The organism is Acinetobacter sp. YH12086 (assembly GCF_013419345.1).
Lineage (GTDB): Bacteria > Pseudomonadota > Gammaproteobacteria > Pseudomonadales > Moraxellaceae > Acinetobacter > Acinetobacter amyesii.
In genome coordinates this window covers 181,680-202,512 of sequence record NZ_VPAF01000003.1, presented here as the reverse complement: position 1 = coordinate 202,512, position 20,833 = coordinate 181,680, and the positions used below count along the sequence as shown (strand labels likewise).

The window sequence follows — 20,833 nt, the reverse complement described above, 5'->3', positions numbered from 1 at the left end:
ATTGTTCTTACCGTCAGCACCAGTTGCTTTAAGCGTCATGACGGTCATGTATATCGGTTAAATAAAAGTAAGGGCTAATTTCTTGGCTTTAACTTTGGCTCAAGCCTTAATAACGTTTCAGCAATGGCGCGAGGAAGAATGAACCGATCACGGCGACTGCTGCCAAGAAGGTAATGCCAATATTGAAACTACCGGTTTGCATTACGATCGCACCAATTAATACCGGTGCCGCTGCACTGGCAAAGTTACCAAGACCATTGAAAATACCGCCTGCTGTTGCGCCTACGTCTGCTGTAGTAATACGTGCTAACAATGCAAATACTGCTGCTACACCGAAGCCCCATGCCATAGCACTTAGAGACATCGCTAGAATCACCATCACAGGATCAGTTGCAATCACCATGGCATACATGAATATCCCTGCAATCAGTAAGCCACCACTCACTTGAATCGCACGTTTGCCCATTTTGTCCGAAAGGAATGCACCAGCGACTTCACCCACTAACATCGCAATGAATGGAAGACTTGAGTAGGCACCGAATTCTTTTAAGTTAAAGCCTTTGTCTTGAATTAAGTACGAAGGCACCCAGCTGTTTAAACCCCAGAGGTAAGTCATCAATGCAATGTTAAAGATGCACAGTAACCAGAATGAACCGTTGCTAAGCAAAGTCTTGGTATGCACCACATGGGTACGGAAATTTACGCGTTTACCAACACCTTCCAAATCCACTGTGCGTTTCAACTGTAAGTTACGTAGGCCATACACAATCAGTATCAATACAATGAAGGTCAATGCCCCCATAACAAAGAACGTGGTGTGCCAGTCATAGTGCGCCAAAACAAATGCAGTAATCGGAAAGCCTAGGAATGCGCCAATGGGAGTTCCGAGGAGGAACATGGTTGAAGCACGCGCTTGCTGACGGTCGGTATAGGTTTGTTTCACAATGGTATAAGCCAAAGCAAACAATGGGCCTTCAGCTAAACCGAGCAGAACGCGCAGCGTCATCATCGTAGAATAATCTGTGGTGAAACCCATCAAAAACATCAATAGGCCCCAAGACGTCACACTCCAAAACAGCATTTTTTTAGGACAAAAAATATCGCCTAAAAAGCTTAGGAACATTGACGAAAAACCGTAAGCTAGCAAAAAGCTTGTCATCAGCCAGCCTAGTTTTGCCTTGTCCTGTGCAATGCCCATCGCATCTTGGAAGGTTGCATCTGAAAACAAGACAGCAATACTAATTTTGTCAAAGAAAGCCAGTACCACGCAGATCATTAAAATGATCGCTGGGGTCCAATGCTTTAATCCTGTTTTTGCATCATTATCCATGGGTAAATCCTTTCATACATGGGCTAATATTTTTTAAACGCTTATTTCAATTTCATTAAATTAAAGTCTGGATCTTGCAATTGAGCTGGATCCAATTCGCGCTGGCTGGCCATCCATCGTTTTGCCAGTTTGATTAATTTTGAATCATTCACTGCGATCATATTCAGCAGCTGTTGATTTGCATCTAAATAGAAAAAACTGATTTGCGTTTCTGTAGTTTTACGAATCACCACCTGATGAGTTTTTTCAGGCTGATAAGTCCCTAAAATCTGAATGTTGCATTGATACTGATCTGACCATAACCAAGGTATATCCTGATAGGCTGTCATCTCACCCAACATTGATTTTGCTGCAGAAATAGCCTGATTTTGCGCATTCGCCCAAGACTGAATGCAGTAACCGAGTGATGGATGAATAGCCACATCACCTGCAGCATAGATATCTACATCTGAGGTTTGTCCATATTCATTTACCACAATGCCATCTTTAACTTCGAGTTCAGCTAAAGTAGCCAATTCTTTTGCAATTTCTGCACCTGCGCCGACCACCACACAATCAAACTGTTTTAATTTAATGTCTGCATCAAACACTTCAACATGATGATCTGCTGTTTCGATCAGATGCAATTTAGTCGCATTTAAATGAATCGCTGTACCATTGCTTTCATGCAACTGCTTGAGAAAATCAGAAACTTCTGGGCTGACACTGCGTGCGCAAAGGCGTGAACCGTATTCAAAAATTTCAACCTGCTTGCCCTGCTTACGCGCAGTTGCAGCAATTTCTAGACCAATCCAGCCACCGCCAATCACGGCAATATGTTCTGCAGATTTAAATTTTTCTGTCAGCTTTTGGCAGTCTTGAATATCACGCATGGTGTAAACATTATGCATGCTCGACCACGCTGAAACAGGAATACGCGCTCGGCTGCCCGTCGCAATTAGTAATTTGTCATAAGGCAAAACTTTGCCGCTTTCCAAATGAACGGTTTTATCCGCTTTATCCAGTTTGACCGCATGATCTGGCTTATGCCAAGTCACTGAAAAATCATTCACCTGCTCATGAGAAAACAGATTTAAGCTTTCTACTTCTACTTCTTGTGACAGCACTTGCTTTGACAATGGCGGACGTTCATAGAACACCTGCTCTTCATTTGAAACTACGTGAATTTCACCGTCAAAGCCTTGACTACGTAAAGTATGTACTGCCCATCCTGCGGCTTGGCCTGCACCGACAATCACTATTCTGTTCATGCTGATCTCCTTATCACCATTTACCTTAGGCAGGCTTTACTTGACGGCGGGTTTCATGGTCCAAACCACCTTCAATTGCCCATTCGGTAAATAACTCCAAGCTATGTTCTTCTTCACGCGGCTGCCATTCTTCTGTCAAATAATCATCATTGGTGTAGTACTCAAACGCACCGCCCAATGGAGAATTCACATACCAAAAATATGCAGATGAAATCGGGTGGCGACCTGGGCCAATAAAGGTTGACCAGTCCTGACGATTCATACTTAAACCGCCGCCAATGACTTCATGAATATCACGGACCACAAAGGCCACATGATTCAAGCCCGCTGGTTTATTCGGGACGGACAATAAGAACAAATCATGATGGAAACCTTCGCCGCGGCAGCGTAAGAATGCACCGCGCTTACGGTAAGCATCGGATAAATGGAAGCCAACTTTCTCAATGTAAAATGCTTGTGTCGTTTCCAAATCTGGTGTGAAAAACACTACGTGGCCAATGGCTACCGGTTCAGCTTTTTCATACACAGGACTAGCTGCATTCACACGTTGTATATTGCCAAATTGGTTAATGCCTTCCGTTTTCGCTTCTGGCAATGTATGCGTTATGCTTTTTTTAAACACAATGGTCATGCCATTTGGATCGCGGCACTGCACATGTGAAGCCGAACTAGCAAAACCCGGCTCATTGGCTAAATTTGCTTTTAAACTGTCAAAATCTTGATCATTTTCAACACCCCACGTTACTTCACGTAGTGTTGAACCGGCTTCAATGGCTGGCGGTAAACGTGCATCAGAGGTATCAAAAAGATACAGTTTGCTGCCATTTTGCGTTTGATATAAATCTGTACCATCAATATCTGTTGCCACCGACTTTAAGCCAAAATCAGCTAAAAATGTCTTTGCCTCTTGGCGGTTTTCGACACCAAATTTAAGGACTTCAATTCCTGTAATCATGTCTTGCTCCTTAATTAAATACGAAACCGCCATTCACAGGAATATTCTGTCCGGTCACAAAAGATGATAAATCTGAAAGCAGATAAATCGCTGTGCCGTTCACATCCTGCGGAAGTTGTTGACGCTGTATTGCTCTTCCATTCACATACAAATCATGGCGTGATTGCGGGACATATTCTGTGGCTTCGACTAGTGTTAAACCTGGGCTGATGGTATTCACACAGATATTATCTGCGCCTAACTCACTTGCCATTGAACGGGTCATCGAAATAATGGCGCCTTTACTTGCAACATAAGCCATCAGCTTTGGTGCGCCCCACAGCGCTGTATCGGAAGCAATATTGATAATTTTGCCCTGTCCTGACGCTTTTAAATGTGGTACACAAGCTTGAGAAACCAACCAAGTGCCTTTAACATTGACAGTCATCACACGGTCCCAAAGCGCTTCGTCATAGCTCATCATATCTACACCGCCCACCCCTGTCGCCAAAGCAGCACAGTTGATCAAGCCATCCAATCCACCTAAAACACCTACGGCAATTTGTACGGCATTTTGAATCGAATTTTTATCGCTCAAATCAATCATGACAGATGAGACTTTTAAGCCATTTTTCGCCAAGCTTTGCGCTTCATCATGCACTTGATCTGCCAAGATATCAGCCATCACCACCGCAGCGCCTGCTTCAGCAGCCGCTTGGGCGAAATCAAGTCCTAGGCCGCGCGCAGCTCCGGTAACCAAGATGCGCTTGCCGGCTAAAATCTGCACATTAGCCATTTGACGCTTCCTTCATTTCAATGCGATTTTCATCTTTCACTTCACGCAGCGCTAAGATTTTTTTGATTTGCTTTTCCGCCTCTTTTTTCATCAGGCGGCGTAAGCGAGATAAGCCTACATCGTGCTGATAAAGGAATTCGTGTTGACGTGCATTGGGCGCCATGTTTTCTAAGATAATGCGGTCTTGTTCCAGTACATCCCAGTGCAATTGCTCAAGATGGTTACGGTACAAGAAGCGCCATACATTACGCTGCCAGCCAGAGACTTTACGGCAGCGCCAGAAAAATACGCGCGTGTTGTCGGCATCAATTGGAGTTGCAAAACCGACAATCCAAAACTCACCACCCGGACCAAAAGACTTACGGTAAGGAATTGATAAACGCAACCATGCTGCACCCGTTTGACCATATTCAACCCAGTCAAAGTTCACACCAGTTTGGCCTTCTTTTTCAAAGACAAAACCATCTTGGGTTGCGCGGTGCTTCATTTCTGCTGTACGTTCACCTTCCGCCATCGAGTGCGATGTGCAATGAAGGTATGTGCCGTGCATCGGGTCCATCACGTTATCAATGGCATATTGATGATTCACTTTCCAATCCGCCATACATAAGAATGAGCTCCACTCATCACTTGATAGCTGATCGGGCAAATTAAGTTCCGCAGGCGCTTCTGCAGCATCAAGACCAAACCAAATAAAGATTGCATCATTCATTTCTTTGACTTGATATGATTTTACGCAGTCGCTGCCTTTGAGCGGGCAATCATGGACTGCTGGCACATCTTCCACCACGCCGTCATGACGCACTTCTACACCGTGATACCAGCAAGCGACGCGGTTACCCAGATTCCAACCTAGCGATAAACGTGCACCACGGTGCGGACAGCGGTCTTCCAGTGCATGTACAGCGCCTAGCTCATCGCGCCATACCACAATATTTTCGCCTAAACGGGTAATCCCAACAGGATTTGAACCTACTTCCCAGCTTGCCAAGACTGGATACCATTGATCACGCAGACCAAGATCCAAATATTGTTCTAAATTAATTTCTGCAGTCATGATTAAATCCTTTTCTTAATAGCCTAGACGCTGCATTTCTTTCGAGAAGCTCTCAGTGGTCCAAACCTCTCCTGCTACTGTTCTAAACCCTTGCTGATTCAGTGCATCGGTTAATGCATCCAGTTCTGTCACATCGTTATTGAAGGCTTGAATTAAATGCTGCACAAAATCCAATTCATATTGGCTCGGCGCGCGGCTGCGGTTTTGCCAAACCAAATGTTCAACCTGACCCGGAATTTGAATATTGTTAATGCCTGCGTCATTCGAAGGCGTTGCGTTAATCCATTTAGCTAGCTTTTCGTTAAATGCTTTCATGTGAATATTTCCTTTTCTTCCTTCAGCCTTAGAGTTGAATTTGAACTTCACCGTTTTCAACGCGTACTGGGTAAGTACATAAATCTCTGCAACCAGGGCCACTTTCCAAAGCCCCTGTTTCCAAGTTGAAAATCGCTTCATGCAGCGGGCATTCAACTGTCAGTCCTTCAATGAAGCCTTCTGTCAGTAACGCAAATGCATGCGGGCAGACGTTTTCAACCGCGAAATAATTTTCTTCGATAAGAAAGACACCGATCTTTTTGTCTTCGACTTCAACCGCTTTTGGCTCTTCATCAGCGACTTCATTCACTTTGCAAACAGATATCCAGTTCATATGCTCATCTTCCATGTTTTATATGCAAAACAATATTTAATATTTGAAACATTATGAATAGAATAATGCGTGAGCAATTTAATTGTCAATTTTTATAAATTTATATATTTCATAAAGATAGTTAAAAAACACATTTTGCAATGTTTTATTTAAAAATAAATGTTTTATATATAAACATTGCGATCTCATTTTTAGGCCGCTAAAATAGCCCCAATAGGTTATTTATTTTTATATAAACTTGATCAAAGATGAGCTTGGCAAATGAATTCAATTAATAACGATGCCTCTTTAGAGAAAGAAACTGAATCTTCCAATGAGGAGCGCTATTTAGTCCCAGGCTTAATTCGTGGCTTGGCCATTTTAAAATTATTCGATCAACATCATCAGGAAATGACCATTTCTGAAATCGCGGAAAAAATAGATGTAAACCGTTCCAGCGCTTTTCGTTTAATTCACACCTTAGAGCACTGCGGCTACCTGCGAAAAATGTCGCAAAAAACCTATGCGCTCAACAGCAATGTGATGGAACTGGGCTTTAACAGCTTATCTAAATCATCACTGACCGATTTGGCTGCGCCGATCATGCGCGAACTGCGTGACCGAATTAAAATTGCGGTGCATTTATCGGTCTTAGAAGGCACAGATATTGTTTTCGTCAGCAATGTTCAGTCCAATGGTCCATTTACCAGTACCGTGCATATCGGCACACGCTGGCCTGCACATGCAACGGTGATTGGTCAATTGATTTTGTCGCAACTTTCGGAAGCTGAAGTCATCAAGCGTTATGAAAATATTCAAGATTGGAAAATATTTTCGGAACGTACACCGCGTAATATTGAGGCTTTATTAGAACGACTACGTGAAGTACGCAATCAGCCATTTATGGTGAGCTGGGGACATTTCAATACAGATATGGCCGCTTGTGCTGCGCCTATATATAGTCAGGCAAGTGGGAAAATGAGCGCTATTTTGTCGGTCAGTTGCCCTTTGAGCACCTATACAGAAGCTCAATTCCGTGGAGAAGTTGCCAATACCGTCATAGAATGTGCCGATAAAATTTCAAAATTCATTTACGTCTAAATAGATGGAATCACTTTAAACATCTCGAAATCAAGCATTTTGAGATGTTTTTAAATGACGCTCAGTAGCTCAACATTTAGATAAAATTCATCAATCAATGGTGACTTTATATTGTTGTATTGCCGATACAGTCTACAGTTTCTGTCTTAAGTTTCCACGCGATAAAAATGATTTCGCATAAAGACGCCAAACATAGAAGCAAATAATTGCCGATCTTGTTCAGCTTGAAAGATGCCCCTGAAATAGTCCCGATCTGTGGTTAAAATTAAATCTAAGAATGTTGCCTGCTTGGGAACGGCACCCTTTCTTTGGCAATATGCAAAATATGCACTGACATCTTCAAATAAAATCCACCACTCCTGTGGACTTCCAATCTGAATGCCACCTAATGAATGCTCTAGATCAAACATCGCATTAAGCAGATATTGAAAATTTTGCTTTGAACTTTGAAATTGAAATCTAGGATAATCTGTTGTTAGATTTAATTCGATCAGATGTAAATGGATTCTCCGAGCACGCTCTAATCTACATTTAACTTTTAAATATTGTTGATAACGACGTCGATCTTTTGCTGTGACCGTTGTTAAGCGAGACAAATCCATATTGTCGTGTAAATCACTGAGTTTTACTTCACACGCTATTGCATTTTTAGCGGTACGCTGCGCAGCTTGAAATCGGTTCTCACCTGCTGTTTTAGTCAGTGCCAGTATCGCGTCGATAATATGGGCTTGAAAATCTAAAGCATGAAGCTCATCCGTCGTTGTCTCTGTATCTTCTAAAATGTCATGTAATACAGCGACGATTTTAGCATCGGGATGTTGCACATTTTGCATCACACGAAGTGGATGCTGAATATAAGCTTGACCCGCTTTATCGACTTGTCCGAAATGGCGTTCAGTCGCCAAAGAAATCGCGTTTTCTAAAGTTGAAATAAAGAATCTCCCCCTTCGTGGTCTTTTTTATTTTTCTCCATCATATTAACCAGTGAATACAGATATTTGTAGCTCTAAGCGCTACTTGAACGACACAGATTGACTCGTAAAATACATATCTACCGTGAATTATCGTGAGCTAGATCTTTTGCAAATACTTCTATGCCATTCGTGCCAACATTTCCAAAGTAATTTTTTTCACCTCTTCTTTACTTTGCTGAATATGGCTGCGCATTTTCTCCAATGCCGCTGTCACATTATATCCAAGGATCAATTGTAAAATCTGTTGATGCTCTGCATAAGTGGCTTCAATTCGATAATCTTTAGAAAAATCTAAACGTCGAATAATACGGATTTTTTCACTCACATCCCGATGCACCTTTGCCATTTCACTATTACCGATTGCTTCAAGCAATTGGCAGTGAAATGCTTCATCTTGCATCGATAAAGTTTTTAAATCATGCAGAAACTGCTCAGGCGGAATACACCACACATTTACTAAGTCCTGTAAAGCCTGTTTGAGTTGTTCTGGTTCCATTTTGCAGAGCTGCTCAATGGCATAGCATTCCAGCAAAATCCGTAAATCATAGAGTTCTTCATAGGCTTTAAAATTGAGTGGCTTCACTTCCCAACCGCTGCGAAAATGCACCCTTACATAACCATCTTGCTGTAAACGGTATAAAGCCTGCCGTACGGGTGTACGGCTGACTTCATACAATTCTGCAATTTCAGATTCGGTAAAACGTGCACCAGGTTTGAGCTGAAAATCAAAGATATCGTTTTTTATTTTTTGGAAAACCAGCTCAGACAAGTTGTCTGAGCTTTTCCCAACAATAGCTGAGCTCATGTTTATTCCATATAAACCAGCGGTTCACCGCTATGTACCGTTTGTCCTGCACGGCAGATAATCGCTTTCACTATACCGTCATCATCGGCATAGACTGGAAGCTCCATTTTCATCGCTTCAATAATGGCTACAGTCTCACCTTTCTTCACAGACTGTCCAGCTTCGACAAAAATTTTCCAAATGTTGCCGGTCATCGATGCATTTAAAGCTGCATACTGGCTATAGTCGGTATCATCTTGCAGGATTTCCATTTCCGCAGGTGCATCAAACTCATCTTTCCAGCGTTCAACTTCAGTTGTAAATGCCTGCTGCTGCTGTGCTTTAAATTCGGCAATACTGTCCTTCTCTGTTTCCAAAAAGGCTTGATAGGCTGCAAAATCAAATTCAGTTTCTTCAATTTTGATTTCCGCCACACCATTGGCAAAGTCAGCACGGAATTGATCCAGTTCAGCTTCGGTTACTTCATAATATTTAATTTGATCAAAGAAGCGTAAGAACCATTGCTGACCGCCAAACTGTTTGTTCTTTTTAAACTTATTCCAAATGGGCAAGGTACGGCCAATCAATTGATAACCACCCGGTGAGTCCATGCCATAGATACACATGTACATCCCGCCAATACCAACTGTACCTTCTGCGGTAAAGGTACGTGCAGGATTATATTTCGAGCTGAGTAAACGATGACGTGGATCAATTGGTACAGCACAAGGTGCTGTTAAATACACATCGCCCAAACCTAAAATTAAGTAATTGGCATCAAAAATGATGTTTTTGACTTGCTCACGGCTGTCTAAGCCATTAATGCGCTGAATGAAATCGACGTTATTTGGTAACCACGGCGCTTTAGCACAAACACTTTCTTGATAGCGTTCTACAGCACCTAAAGTTGCCGAGTCTTCAAATGCCATCGGCAAGTGAATAATACGGGATGGAATCTTGATTTGGCTCAAATCCCCCATCTCATTTTCGAGTCCTAATAAGAACTGGATCAAATTCGCTTGGCTAAAACGCAATCCATCATATTTAATTTGCAGTGAACGCACACCCGGTGAAAGCTCTAAGATGCCATCAATGTTCGCTTCACGAATGAGCTGCATCAGTCGATAAACACGTAAGCGCAATGCAAGGTCGAGAACGTTTTCGCCATATTCCAGCAAGATGTAACTGTCACCTGCCTGACGATATATAGCTTTCGGCGCATACGCATCTGCTTCACGCACTGCCAATATCCCTTCTGGCTTGCATTCAAAATTTGCCACCGCTGACTTTTCAGGTGCTTGAGCAAAGTTTTGGATATCGGCAATTTGCTGAACTTCCAAGGCATTGGCTTGCTCAACGCTCATCGGGTAGAAACTAATGCTGTCATCCGCTTTAAGCTGACCAATTTTCCAAAGTTCTGCTTTGGCAATCGTCACTGGGCAAACAAAGCCACCGAGGCTTGGGCCATCTTTCGCCAAAATCACTGGGAAATCTCCGGTGAAGTTAATTGCCCCAATAGCATATTCACAGTCATGCACATTGGATGGATGCAAACCAGCTTCACCGCCATTTTCACGTGCCCAGCTTGGTGTCGGGCCAGTTAGGCGAATACCTAAACGGTTTGAGTTAAAGTGCACATTCCATGTTGAAGCAAAAAATTCTTCAATATATTCAGGTTTAAAGAAATCTGGTGCGCCATGCGGGCCATAGAGCACACCAATTTTCCATTCTTTGCCATAGCTTGGAATACGCTCTGCAGCTAAAGCTTGTGGTGCTGCTGTTGCAATTTCCAATCCATCTAAAGGCAGACTTGGATTGACCATTTTAATCATGTCACCTGCACGCAGAACTCGCCCTGCATGACCGCCAAAATTACCCAATGCAAAGGTTGAGCGGCTGCCTAGATATTCAGGTACATTTAGTCCGTTGCGGATTGCAAGATAAGTACGGCAACCCGACTCAACTTGTCCAAGTACTAATGTTTGCCCTGCTTTGATGCTGATCGGTTGCCAAAAATCGACATTCACACCATCTAGAGTCGCGCTACATGGCGCACCTGCAATGGCTACAATGCTATCGGCATGAAATTTTAGGCTTGGTCCTTGTAAGGTAAACTCAAAACCTGCTGCCGATTTTGGATTACCGACAATTTGATTGGCCAACTGAAATGCATAATCATCCATCGGGCCTGATGGCGGTACGCCGATATCCCAATAGCCTACACGCCCCGGATAGTCTTGAATCGAACTTTGCGTGCCCGGTTGCAGCACTTCAATTACATTTGGCACGTATTTAAAATCATCCAGCAGACGTGTCCAGATTTGCATATTTTCAAAGCGTGCATCTGAAACTACGGTATGTGCATAGTCTAAGTTGGTGCTGATGCCATTCAAGCGGGTTTCCGCCAAGGCTATTTTTAACTTAGCAATCGCACTGTCTCGGTCTGCAGCATGCACAATAATTTTGGCAATCATCGGGTCAAAATATTGTGAAATTTCTGTGCCTGTAGATACCCACGTATCCACACGGATGTCTTCAGGGAAATATACATCCGTGAGTACACCAGGACTTGGCTGGAAGTTTTTCACTGGATCTTCTGCATAAATCCGCACTTCAATGGCAGCGCCATTGGGCTGAATATTGCTGAGTTTTTCCCAATCTAAAGCATCACCTGCCGCCACTTTCAGCATGCATTCAATCAAGTCTAAGCCCGTCACCATTTCAGTTACAGGGTGTTCAACCTGCAAACGGGTATTCACTTCAAGGAAATACACTTCATCACGGGCAGCATCATAGATAAACTCAACCGTACCTGCGCTGCGGTATTTCACCAATTGACCAAGCTCTACAGCAGCACGGTGCAATTTTTGACGTGTTGCTTCTGGTAAGTGCGGTGCAGGTGTTTCCTCAACGACTTTTTGGTTACGGCGCTGCAATGAACAATCGCGCTCCCCAAAAGCAACGACTTGACCTAAACCATCACCAAAAATTTGTACTTCTACGTGACGGGCTTTATCGACAAAACGTTCGAGGAAAACACCCGCATCTTTAAAGAACTGTTCGCCTAGACGCTTTACACTTTCATACGCATCTTTTAATGATTGTTCATCATCACAGCGGGTTAAACCAATACCGCCACCGCCAGCGGTGCTTTTCAGCATGACGGGATAGCCAATCTCTGCCGCAGATGCGAGTGCTTCATCTAAACTTGCCAATAAACCTGTGCCCGGTGTCATGGGCACATTGGCTGCCGCAGCCAATTCACGCGCACGATGCTTCAAACCAAATTCTAAAATTTGTTCAGCCGTTGGCCCCATAAAGGCGATACCATTTTCCTCACATGCACGGGCAAAGTCAGCACTCTCAGATAGAAAACCATAACCTGGAAATATTGCTTCAGCGCCAGTTTGTTTGGCTGCTTGAATCAATTTTTCAATACTTAAATAAGTCTCTGCAGGTTTGATGCCCTCAAGTGAAACCGCCACATCTGCATCTAAGACATGTTGTGCATAACGGTCTGTCTCTGAATATACGGCAACCGACTGAACACCGAGTTTCTTTAATGTACGAATCGCACGAACAGCAATTTCACCACGGTTTGCAATTAAAACTGTTTTAAACATGATTATTTCCCCGAATTTTTTAATTTGATTTTGCTGTTGTTGCTTGCAGTGATTGGATATAGGCGCGCCAGCCGCCAAATTCACTAATATTTTTTGCACCGTTTAGGCCATAAGGTTCACAAATAAAGCCTTTCACCCAACGTCCATCGGCAAGCTCGATATTGCCCATACCCAGTGGTGTTGGAATTTCAGCAACAAATTCACCAAAGCGTGCTTTTGGAATATCCCAAAGCTCGACAATAATTTTTTGACCCGCTTCCTGACGCGCTAAACCTGGTTTCGGCGGCACAGTGCTTGGCAATGCATAGAGGGCGTAATCAGCAGAAGTGGTTGTGGTTTCGACATGCACGGCTTGGCGTGTTGTCAGTTGGAAATTGAGTGGCATGCCTGTGAGATGTGCGCCTACAACAGCAACACGAAAATGCTGTGCTGATGGTGCAGAAATGACTGAAGCTGTTGCAGGCAATGTTTTCGCTACTGCACCGAGGGGTAGTTGCAGATGGTTTTGCCATTTTTCTGCAAATTCAGCTAAAGCCGTATCGTGCCAAGCCGGTGCAATGAATGTGATACCAAATGGCAACCCATCTGCACGAAAGCCTGCAGGTACAGCGATGGCACTCAGGTCTGCTAAATTGGTAAAGTTGGTATAGGTGCCAAAGTGGCTATTATTTTCAATTGGCGATTCAGCCATTTCAGCCAGTGTGTGAATGGTTGGTGAGCTTGGTACCACTAAGGCATCAAATTGCGCTAAGGTTTGCTGAATGTCTCGAGCCAATTCTTGCTTTAAATATTCGGCGTTATAAGCATCCACCGCAGTGTACTGCTGGCCTTTTTGAATAATTTCCAAAACTGTTGGATCAAAGTCTTGTACCGATGTTTCTAATAAATCTGCAACTGCAGCAGTACGCTCTGCGACCCATGACCCTTGGTAAAGTTGGCTCGCCAATTGACTAAAAGCACTGAAATCAATTTCTGTTAGTTCTGCGCCTAAGTTTTTTAATTCAGTCAGTGCTTGCTGGAATGCATCCGCCGATTGAGCATCACCAAAAAATTCTAATTGTTTTGGAATGGCTAAATTTAATTGTGCGCTGAACTTTGCAGGCGCTGTAGCAGGATTCACACGTGAATAACTGTCGGTTACATCAAAACCTTCCATAACTTCTGCCACTGCAGTTGCATCAACGACAGTTAAAGCAAAAATTGAAATGCAATCTAAGCTTTTACACGCAGGCAATAAGCCTGTATTTGAAAAGCGACCTTTGGTTGGCTTTAAACCAACAATATTATTAAATGCTGCGGGTATACGCCCTGAGCCTGCTGTATCTGTACCGAGCGCAATCGGGACTAAACCGCGCGCCACCACACTGCCTGAACCTGAACTTGAACCACCGCTTACAAAGTCAGAATTAAAAGTATTCGGCACAGCACCAAATGGCGAACGTGTACCCACTAAACCAGTAGCGAATTGATCTAAATTGGTTTTGCCTACAATAATCGCACCCGCTTGTTTTAAGCGTTGCACCACATAGGCATCTTCAGTTTTTATGTCCGTAAATAATTTAAACGCAGCCGTTGACGCAAAGCCCACCACATCAATATTGTCTTTCACTGCAATAGGCACACCAAATAAAGGTAAGGCCGCAGCATTTTCGATTTGTTTTAAAGCGTCAATCTGTGCAGTTAATTGTTCTATCGATGCAATGGAAATCCATGCTGGATCTGCATGATCAAATTGCTCGACCAAGGCATATAAGTCTTCCAATTGAATTGTGTTATTCGCGTAGCCCGCTTTCCATTCTTCTAAAGTCCAGCCTAAAGTTTTTATTGGGTTCATTGATGTGCTCATTCTTGTATCCAAGTTTGAATACTGTATTGCACACATCATGCCAAAATTAATTTTTTGTTATTTTTTAGTATGTTAATACTAAAGCACCAATCGTTTTCCTATTTTATTTAGGCAATACAAAACGATAAGTGTTCTATTAAGTTTCCAAGCTCCACTATTTTGGTGCATGACTTTTATAATCGTGTTTTCAATAGATTCTTTTGATTTAGATGCAGATCTAAATACAGTGAACTTTCTATTTTCAATATTTATAAGTTTTCGATTTAAATGTTTTGTATGACTTTGAACTTAGAATAAAAACAACTGAGAAATATTTTGAACTTTATATAGAAAAAGATACATCAATGATGGCTAAAGCAATATTGGGCTTTGAGATTGATCGGGTTGAATAGAAAAGTAGTAATAAAAAAAAGCTATTGATTCGCAAAATTTAGTTAAACAGTCAAAACTAAAAAATGGTGCGCTCAGCGTGCACAAGATCGTATAAATATATAATTGTTTTATATGATTTTATTTTTATTCATAATATTTTGTACCGCTAAATGTACTACTAAAATAAAAAATGCTCTGGGTTCTAGTCCTTAATTCATAGTGCACAACCAACACGCATTAATTTTCGGAAAGCTACAGCTCTACTATGTCAAGGACAAGCTAAAACATTACATTTCAATATTTTAATTTAAAACTGACGCTAAGTTGTCGCACTTCAAATTTAATCTATTTATACCTTGGCATTCATAATTCATATTTATAGTTTGTTTTTTCCAGATGATATTCACATTAGAGAATCATATACTCACATCTTCTTAAGATCCGGACGCTAACTATGATCGTCATGAAGAAAAATAAAAAGTATCTCTCCTATAAAATTCAAGAAGATGATCTTGATTACTGGGAATTATCAGAAGTGAATGTTGTAGATCAATCTGGTTGGTGCTGGACCAGTGATTACGAGAAAGCCAAGTATTTTATGAGTAAAAGAGATGCTGATATTTTCTTGGCTAAAAAGAAGGGGGAGTTTTGGCAGGGTGTGGAGATTTTAGATGAGTGATTTAGAGAAGCCCTCACTTGAGGGCTTTTTTTATGGCCATGCATCACTCAGTCGCTTTGCATCAGCTGCGTGTTCATCAGCTCGTTGCGCCACTGTTCGATATTCATTGACGCATTTTTCGAGTACGACACCGCTGGCACTGGCGTACTCAATGATGGTTTCTCGGGTAGCTGTGGACATACGACTTGAGGCTGTATCGATTTGCTTTGACAACCGATCAATAGCGGACTTAGCGCTATTGCTATCAGCAATAATTTGTTTGATATCTTCACGATGTTGAATCTCCGCTTTGAGTAGCTTTTCAGACCATTGCTTTTCTTTTGCGATAGCATCTGCTTTCGCTTTTTCGGTTAGTGCCTCAGCCTTTGCCAGATCAGTTTGATATTTTGAGTCAAGTAGAGCGTAGTCATCTTGCCAGCTGGAAACTCGCCATGTCTGAACTCCAAAGCCAATGAGCGCAATTAATAAAAAAGCCGCCAAAAAGACAATGACGGCTTCATAAAACTTGGTGATAAATCCTGTTATTAATTCTTTCATTGTGCCCCCATGCATTTACTATGACGTTCAAGTTGTCGAGCCCAAACGCCATAGCAATTGTTTGACCGAACCGAGCAATCGCGCTTGGCTACGTATTTCCATTTCAGCAATGAATCGCAAGCTTGCTTATATTGCCCTGCTTTCAAATTGCGTAACATTGATGATGAGCGCCAGTTAGCCGCACCAAAGTTATATGAAAAATCGAGGTACACATCGTATTCAACTTGAGATAGTTTCACACCTTCAAGCGACTTTCGAAATGCAATCTCATCTTTAGACACGTGGGCCTTTGCCCATTCTTGAGCAGTCTTGCGCGTGATTGGTGGATCAGTCATTTTGATTGGCTTACCATCCGGTTTGGTTGTAGATCCAATGCCCTGTGTTACGACTCCACCACTGTCTTTATATGGTTTTGCTGAGTAGCCTTCATACTTTTCTAAACCCACAAAAAAAGCAGCCGAAGCTGCTAATCCATAAGTCCAATATTTAGTCTTGTTCGACATTGCATTCACCGTTTAATTTTCGCTTTGTAAGCTCGTGAATTTCTTTTTCGCGCTGATTTCGTTGCCATGAGAAATAAACATTAATAAGCAAGCCCAGCACAGCAACGCCTATACCTACCCAACCCATCCAATCAATGCCCATAAAAAAACCGGCAAAGCTTGCCGCTCCACCGGTCACTGTTGCTTTTGATCCCAAAGCTGCAGCTGATGTTTCTGCCACCGCTGCTGTCGTTTCAGACATGTCGCCCCCTATTTTTGGCAATAAAAAAGCACCTGGAGGTGCATTAAATAGCTTGAATCCTTGATGCAAAAGCCGACCAGTTTGGCGCTGCTTGATATTCTGCAACGGATGCGGCTGGCACCTTGATTACGCATGTTGCTTTTAATCCAGTAAATGTATTCGATGTTATTGTTGGTGGTGATACCGCTTTACATATAATTTCATTGCATGCAGTTAAATCTCTAAATGCTTCCGAGCCAATTAATATTAAGCTCGCTGGCAATGTTAATTTTATTGCAGAAATACAACTTCTAAATGCTTGTTGACCGATTGATGTAACCAAATCTGGTATTAAAATCTCTACTAATGCTCTCCAGTTATAAAAACAAAGATCGGGTATTGATGTGATTCCGCTTGGCAATACAAGGCTAGTTGATTCTATCCATTGCCCAAAAGCCCCTCCAGATATGCTTGATATAGACTCAGGTAAAATCAAAAATTTTGATTTAGACCATCCAGAAAATGCATTTGCACCGATTGATGTAACACTACCAAGAATTGTTAGTCCGGTAGCCTGTGCGAATAAGGTATTTCCTGCGTTAAAAGCATTATTTCCTATAGCGCCAGAAATTTCGCTTGATAATGTCACATTGCCTATATTTAATGGAAAATTGCTCATATCACCAGAGAACTGAATTGCACCACCACCAACAACCTCACTTGGTGCGTATAGTTCAATTGATTTTGTTGCTTCATCTTTCTCAGATGTAACTGTGATTTTTTCTCCGCCTGTATAGCTCGCAGGAAAAGAAACGGTAAAATCACCATTTCCATCCGCAACAGTTGTGTAAGTTGCCATAATCTTTTATTCCTCAACTTCAATTGTAATTGTAGCGCCCGCTTCAGCTTTCCCAGAAATTGACGAGCCATCAAATTTCATATTCGCTTTAAGTGATTCATCTACATTCACAGAAATATTTGCAACAGGCACTGTTGAACCAATAACTTTATCTTTTGATGTTGTGGCTGTAAGAACCAAACTCACCGATTCAACAAAGAAGTTGTGTTCAAAGATTTGGTAAGATTCAAAGCCTTCGCGCACAGACCAAAGCTTTAATTTGTGTGCTTTATTTTGCAAAAGTACAGATGTCTGAATTGTGTGATTATCCGAATCAATGTCGCTTGCGCTATAAATCACCCCATTCTCAACAGTTGATAATTCAAGTGAATACGTCACACCAGCTTCCATTGTCACACTACTATCAAACCATCCTAAAATCTCCCCGCCTGTTTGTTGAACACGGTTTCTGTGCGCCCAAGTTAATAAAATATCATTGGAAATTACATGAGTTTCTGGGAAATAATTTCCATTAAATTTCACATTAGCTGGTGGGTAAGGCCTGAATGCGCGTGCATTCATTTCAATAGCAATTGAACCTTTATTCTCAAGCATGCCTGATGGCGTAGTTGTGAGCGCTGACACAAGAACTTCTTCACCAGCAACATATTCAGTTGAATCATAAGCAACATCATTTCCACAGAAATAAAGTTTTGTACCTACTCCCCAGTCTTGCGGCAGTGAATCAAGAGCACCACGCTTCACACTCACAACACCGGTATATGCATCAACGCCTTCAAACACCATCCACTCACCCGGTGTTCCAATCCAATCACTACCACATTTAATTAATGTGCCAATTGGAAGCCCCGCGATTGCAGCACTATCTTTAACTGTAAAACTCATCGATGTTTTTGAGATCATCTGATCGAGATCGGCAGCAGGTTCGTAGTCGATTGTCGCAGCACGAAGCCATTCCTCACCCTCGATTCCACTATGCGTCATCATCACAGCATAAAGTGAATTCGATTGCGGCTTTTCAGCAACCACTGCAGCTAAACCAAAGTTATTCTCATAACTTAGTTCTTCATCAACTTGCCGCTGACCAAGTGCCATCACTGCCAAGTAATACGGCATTTCAAACGGCTCATACGGACAAGCTTGTGGTGGCTGTGGTGCAATATCAATCGGAGTATCAATTACAATATCTGATGACAAATTGCTCGAATACGGAACAATTTCGACAAAATCAATTGACACATCAGTACCAGTGCCAAGATTGATTTTCATGATTCGAACTGTAATTGTACCCTGCCATTTGCGCGGCCAAGCCAATTTCAATAAGTCATAACGATTCCATTTTCGCGCATTGTACTCAGCAGTTGTAAAAGAGCCTCTCCACACTGGAGATGACATTTGCTTGAGCTTCCACTGCGCAACGATTGCAGCATTGCGCTGATTCATGAAATATGGAAAGTCTGCATCTTCAGCATTTACACGACCATTCAAGTTGCGAATTGATGCATTTTCAGCGATTGAAAAAGATGAGTATTTAATTGCATTGCGATTGTAATATCTCACATTGAGTTGATTGATCGCTTCATCTGCATTTGCAACTTCGAGCGATATGCTCTTGATCTTATTAACTGAAAGTGTGTGAATTTCACTTTCTTCAAACCAATCATCACGAAACAAAACCATCTCATACAAGCCGGTTTGACGGTTTACTCGAACACCAGCTTCGATGTGCCCGCACAACTCATTAATTGCTTCTAAGCATGATTTTTCAGTGATTGACCAAGAAATTCCAAGCCCCTCATCCCAAATTCGATCTGCCGCTTTCATGAAATTCACATCATTTACGTCAGATTCAGGCTTATTCATTGCTGTGTCATCTGTCAAGATTTCACGGATTTTATGGATAGGATTAATGTCAATGCTATCCGAATTGCAAAAAAAACCAGATTTAGGATCCGGTTGAGAAAACATAAAATGCAAATCACCCGACGGTATTTCTTCGGTAAGCTCCAAGTTGTAATTAAAAGATACTAGTACATTTTGTATATCAAAACTCGGCTTTATAAATAAAGATAATGAATACTTATTAGACCAATACTCTCCTACATAAGGTGAAACAGATGAAATATCATCAACATTTGAATTTATCGACACAGTGCCTTTTGTTGATAAACCAACATCCAAATTCAATACAATTTCTTCTGAACTTCTTATTGAAAACTCAAGTGTTAAAACACCGGATTTTGGATGTCTGACATCATCTAGCTCACTCGGTTGAGCTATCCAAAAAGGGCTGTACGGGTCGCCATTCAATTTCCATAACGGTGAAGATATATATCCATCAACATACTCGCATTTAGACCCATCGCCATAGTCGCCAATCTCACAAACCCACGGCCTCTCCGCTGTTGTTGCATACCATTGCTCTTGCCCATCATTTCTAACACGCGTGCGCTTCACCCACAGCAGCATTTCTTTCATATAGCCTGAGTTGCCGAGGTAAAACCCTTTTCCCGGCACAATTCCATCCTCATACTCATCTGCGAGATCTTGAAGCTCTTCATCAGTCATGTCGTTAAATTGACTTGCTAATTCACTACCACTAAATGAAATGTAGGATTGATAAGGATATGCTGAGGCTGGTAATGAAATTGAATTCATGTACTTTGTGTATGCAGAATCAACTGTCTGCCGCTTTGATCCATACTTAATGTTGAGCACACCACTTACACCTCCTTCATTTTCACCGTAAAGGTTTGGTAGATGTAGATAGCAAAGCTCCCCATTAGTCCCCATTGGCACGCGTTTTCCTGTATGCCACCCCCGTTTATCAAAATTTATTCCAAGTACTTTTTCAATTGGATTGCCGATAAATAAAAGAAAATTGGCAAAATAGCGATACCCTGTTACTTGCTTACTGCTGCTGCCCATTCTTCGCCACCCCTACAACTTGCAATGCCATTGCATCATTCGTATCGATAAAGTCTCGAGCATCACGCCCATTCTTCAGAAAATCCTGCCAATCCCAACCACGAGCCAAAAAAAATGCCCGCGATCCGCGAGCACACATTTTGGCTTTTCGTAAATCCGAGATATAAATTTTCATTTCTTCCCGCCCTTACTTTTGATTGCAGTGGTTCTTTGACCCCAAATATGGGTGATGTTCCCATACATGTGAGGGCTGCCTGCAATGTCACTAAATGAAGTACCTTCATCTGCAATTGTTCCATCAAGCTGATTTGGTTTTTGTTGGTTTTTTTTCTGCATCTTGCGCATCTGCATGTAGTTGTATACTCCAACAACTAATGCAACCACAGCCATCACAATCATTGCGATCATGGTT

At 42.1% G+C, this 20,833-nt stretch carries 19 protein-coding genes and 1 pseudogene; 2 read left to right on the top strand and 18 right to left on the bottom strand.

Annotated features, from left to right (window positions below; genetic code table 11):
* Window positions 1-106: 106 nt before the first annotated feature.
* Genes FTU29_RS05785 through FTU29_RS05755 form a run of 7 tightly spaced genes read right to left on the bottom strand, consistent with a single transcriptional unit; the run spans window position 107 to window position 6,016 of the window.
* Window positions 107-1,330, bottom strand: a complete 1,224-nt coding sequence (locus FTU29_RS05785; RefSeq protein WP_180120843.1) for an MFS transporter — start codon at window positions 1,328-1,330, stop codon at window positions 107-109.
* A 41-nt stretch (window positions 1,331-1,371) separates the two neighbouring features.
* Window positions 1,372-2,580 carry an NAD(P)/FAD-dependent oxidoreductase gene (locus FTU29_RS05780; protein ID WP_180120841.1) on the bottom strand — a complete coding sequence of 403 codons (1,209 nt, stop codon included), beginning with the start codon at window positions 2,578-2,580 and terminating at the stop codon, window positions 1,372-1,374.
* 25 nt (window positions 2,581-2,605) lie between these two features.
* Window positions 2,606-3,535 (bottom strand): VOC family protein, encoded by a 930-nt coding sequence (locus tag FTU29_RS05775; protein ID WP_180120839.1) that lies wholly within the window; start codon window positions 3,533-3,535, stop codon window positions 2,606-2,608.
* 10 nt (window positions 3,536-3,545) lie between these two features.
* Window positions 3,546-4,310 (bottom strand): SDR family oxidoreductase, encoded by a 765-nt coding sequence (locus FTU29_RS05770; RefSeq protein WP_180076843.1) that lies wholly within the window; start codon window positions 4,308-4,310, stop codon window positions 3,546-3,548.
* Entirely contained in the window at window positions 4,303-5,367 is a 1,065-nt protein-coding gene (locus tag FTU29_RS05765) for an aromatic ring-hydroxylating dioxygenase subunit alpha (RefSeq protein WP_180120837.1), read from the bottom strand. The genes FTU29_RS05770 and FTU29_RS05765 overlap by 8 nt, the downstream gene beginning before the upstream one ends.
* A 15-nt stretch (window positions 5,368-5,382) precedes the next feature.
* The gene (locus FTU29_RS05760; protein WP_180076841.1) at window positions 5,383-5,682 is read right to left on the bottom strand and encodes a recombinase-like helix-turn-helix domain-containing protein; all 300 of its coding nucleotides are present in this window, start codon (window positions 5,680-5,682) and stop codon (window positions 5,383-5,385) included.
* A gap of 28 nt (window positions 5,683-5,710) precedes the next feature.
* Window positions 5,711-6,016: a non-heme iron oxygenase ferredoxin subunit gene (locus FTU29_RS05755; RefSeq protein ID WP_078190446.1), complete on the bottom strand. Its 306-nt coding sequence runs from the start codon at window positions 6,014-6,016 to the stop codon at window positions 5,711-5,713.
* A gap of 261 nt (window positions 6,017-6,277) precedes the next feature.
* Between FTU29_RS05755 and FTU29_RS05750 the strand changes: the two genes are divergently transcribed.
* Window positions 6,278-7,096 (top strand): IclR family transcriptional regulator, encoded by an 819-nt coding sequence (locus FTU29_RS05750; protein WP_180120835.1) that lies wholly within the window; start codon window positions 6,278-6,280, stop codon window positions 7,094-7,096.
* A gap of 530 nt (window positions 7,097-7,626) precedes the next feature.
* Here the strand turns inward: FTU29_RS05750 and FTU29_RS17405 are convergent.
* The 4 genes and pseudogenes from FTU29_RS17405 to atzF form a co-directional block, all read right to left on the bottom strand.
* Window positions 7,627-8,028 (bottom strand): annotated as a pseudogene (locus FTU29_RS17405) (guanosine-3',5'-bis(diphosphate) 3'-pyrophosphohydrolase); the annotation flags it as partial.
* Between the two features lie 160 nt (window positions 8,029-8,188).
* Entirely contained in the window at window positions 8,189-8,875 is a 687-nt protein-coding gene (locus tag FTU29_RS05740) for a GntR family transcriptional regulator (protein ID WP_180120834.1), read from the bottom strand.
* A 2-nt stretch (window positions 8,876-8,877) separates the two neighbouring features.
* Window positions 8,878-12,477 carry an urea carboxylase gene (uca, locus tag FTU29_RS05735; protein WP_180120832.1) on the bottom strand — a complete coding sequence of 1,200 codons (3,600 nt, stop codon included), beginning with the start codon at window positions 12,475-12,477 and terminating at the stop codon, window positions 8,878-8,880.
* A gap of 19 nt (window positions 12,478-12,496) precedes the next feature.
* Window positions 12,497-14,311 (bottom strand): allophanate hydrolase, encoded by a 1,815-nt coding sequence (atzF, locus tag FTU29_RS05730; protein ID WP_180120883.1) that lies wholly within the window; start codon window positions 14,309-14,311, stop codon window positions 12,497-12,499.
* Window positions 14,312-15,149: 838 nt separating this feature from the next.
* On the opposite strand from atzF, the gene FTU29_RS05725 reads away from it, so the two are divergent.
* Window positions 15,150-15,374, top strand: coding sequence for a hypothetical protein (locus FTU29_RS05725; RefSeq protein WP_180120830.1), 225 nt, complete (start codon window positions 15,150-15,152; stop codon window positions 15,372-15,374).
* Between the two features lie 30 nt (window positions 15,375-15,404).
* Here the strand turns inward: FTU29_RS05725 and FTU29_RS05720 are convergent, their stop codons facing one another.
* Genes FTU29_RS05720 through FTU29_RS05690 form a run of 7 tightly spaced genes read right to left on the bottom strand, consistent with a single transcriptional unit; the run spans window position 15,405 to window position 20,829 of the window.
* Window positions 15,405-15,911: a hypothetical protein gene (locus FTU29_RS05720; protein WP_180120829.1), complete on the bottom strand. Its 507-nt coding sequence runs from the start codon at window positions 15,909-15,911 to the stop codon at window positions 15,405-15,407.
* Entirely contained in the window at window positions 15,908-16,414 is a 507-nt protein-coding gene (locus FTU29_RS05715) for a lysozyme (RefSeq protein WP_180120827.1), read from the bottom strand. Before FTU29_RS05715 ends, FTU29_RS05720 begins: the two co-directional genes overlap by 4 nt.
* On the bottom strand, window positions 16,398-16,655 hold the full coding sequence (locus FTU29_RS05710) for a holin (RefSeq protein ID WP_180120825.1): 258 nt from the start codon (window positions 16,653-16,655) through the stop codon (window positions 16,398-16,400). Before FTU29_RS05710 ends, FTU29_RS05715 begins: the two co-directional genes overlap by 17 nt.
* A gap of 43 nt (window positions 16,656-16,698) precedes the next feature.
* A complete protein-coding gene (locus FTU29_RS05705; RefSeq protein ID WP_180120823.1) occupies window positions 16,699-17,493 on the bottom strand; it encodes a leucine-rich repeat domain-containing protein in 795 nt (264 codons plus the stop codon).
* A 6-nt stretch (window positions 17,494-17,499) separates the two neighbouring features.
* Entirely contained in the window at window positions 17,500-20,421 is a 2,922-nt protein-coding gene (locus FTU29_RS05700; protein ID WP_180120821.1) for a phage tail protein, read from the bottom strand.
* On the bottom strand, window positions 20,405-20,596 hold the full coding sequence (locus tag FTU29_RS05695) for a hypothetical protein (protein WP_180120819.1): 192 nt from the start codon (window positions 20,594-20,596) through the stop codon (window positions 20,405-20,407). The genes FTU29_RS05700 and FTU29_RS05695 overlap by 17 nt, the downstream gene beginning before the upstream one ends.
* Window positions 20,593-20,829, bottom strand: coding sequence for a hypothetical protein (locus FTU29_RS05690; protein WP_218954869.1), 237 nt, complete (start codon window positions 20,827-20,829; stop codon window positions 20,593-20,595). Before FTU29_RS05690 ends, FTU29_RS05695 begins: the two co-directional genes overlap by 4 nt.
* Between the last annotated feature and the right edge of the window lie 4 nt (window positions 20,830-20,833).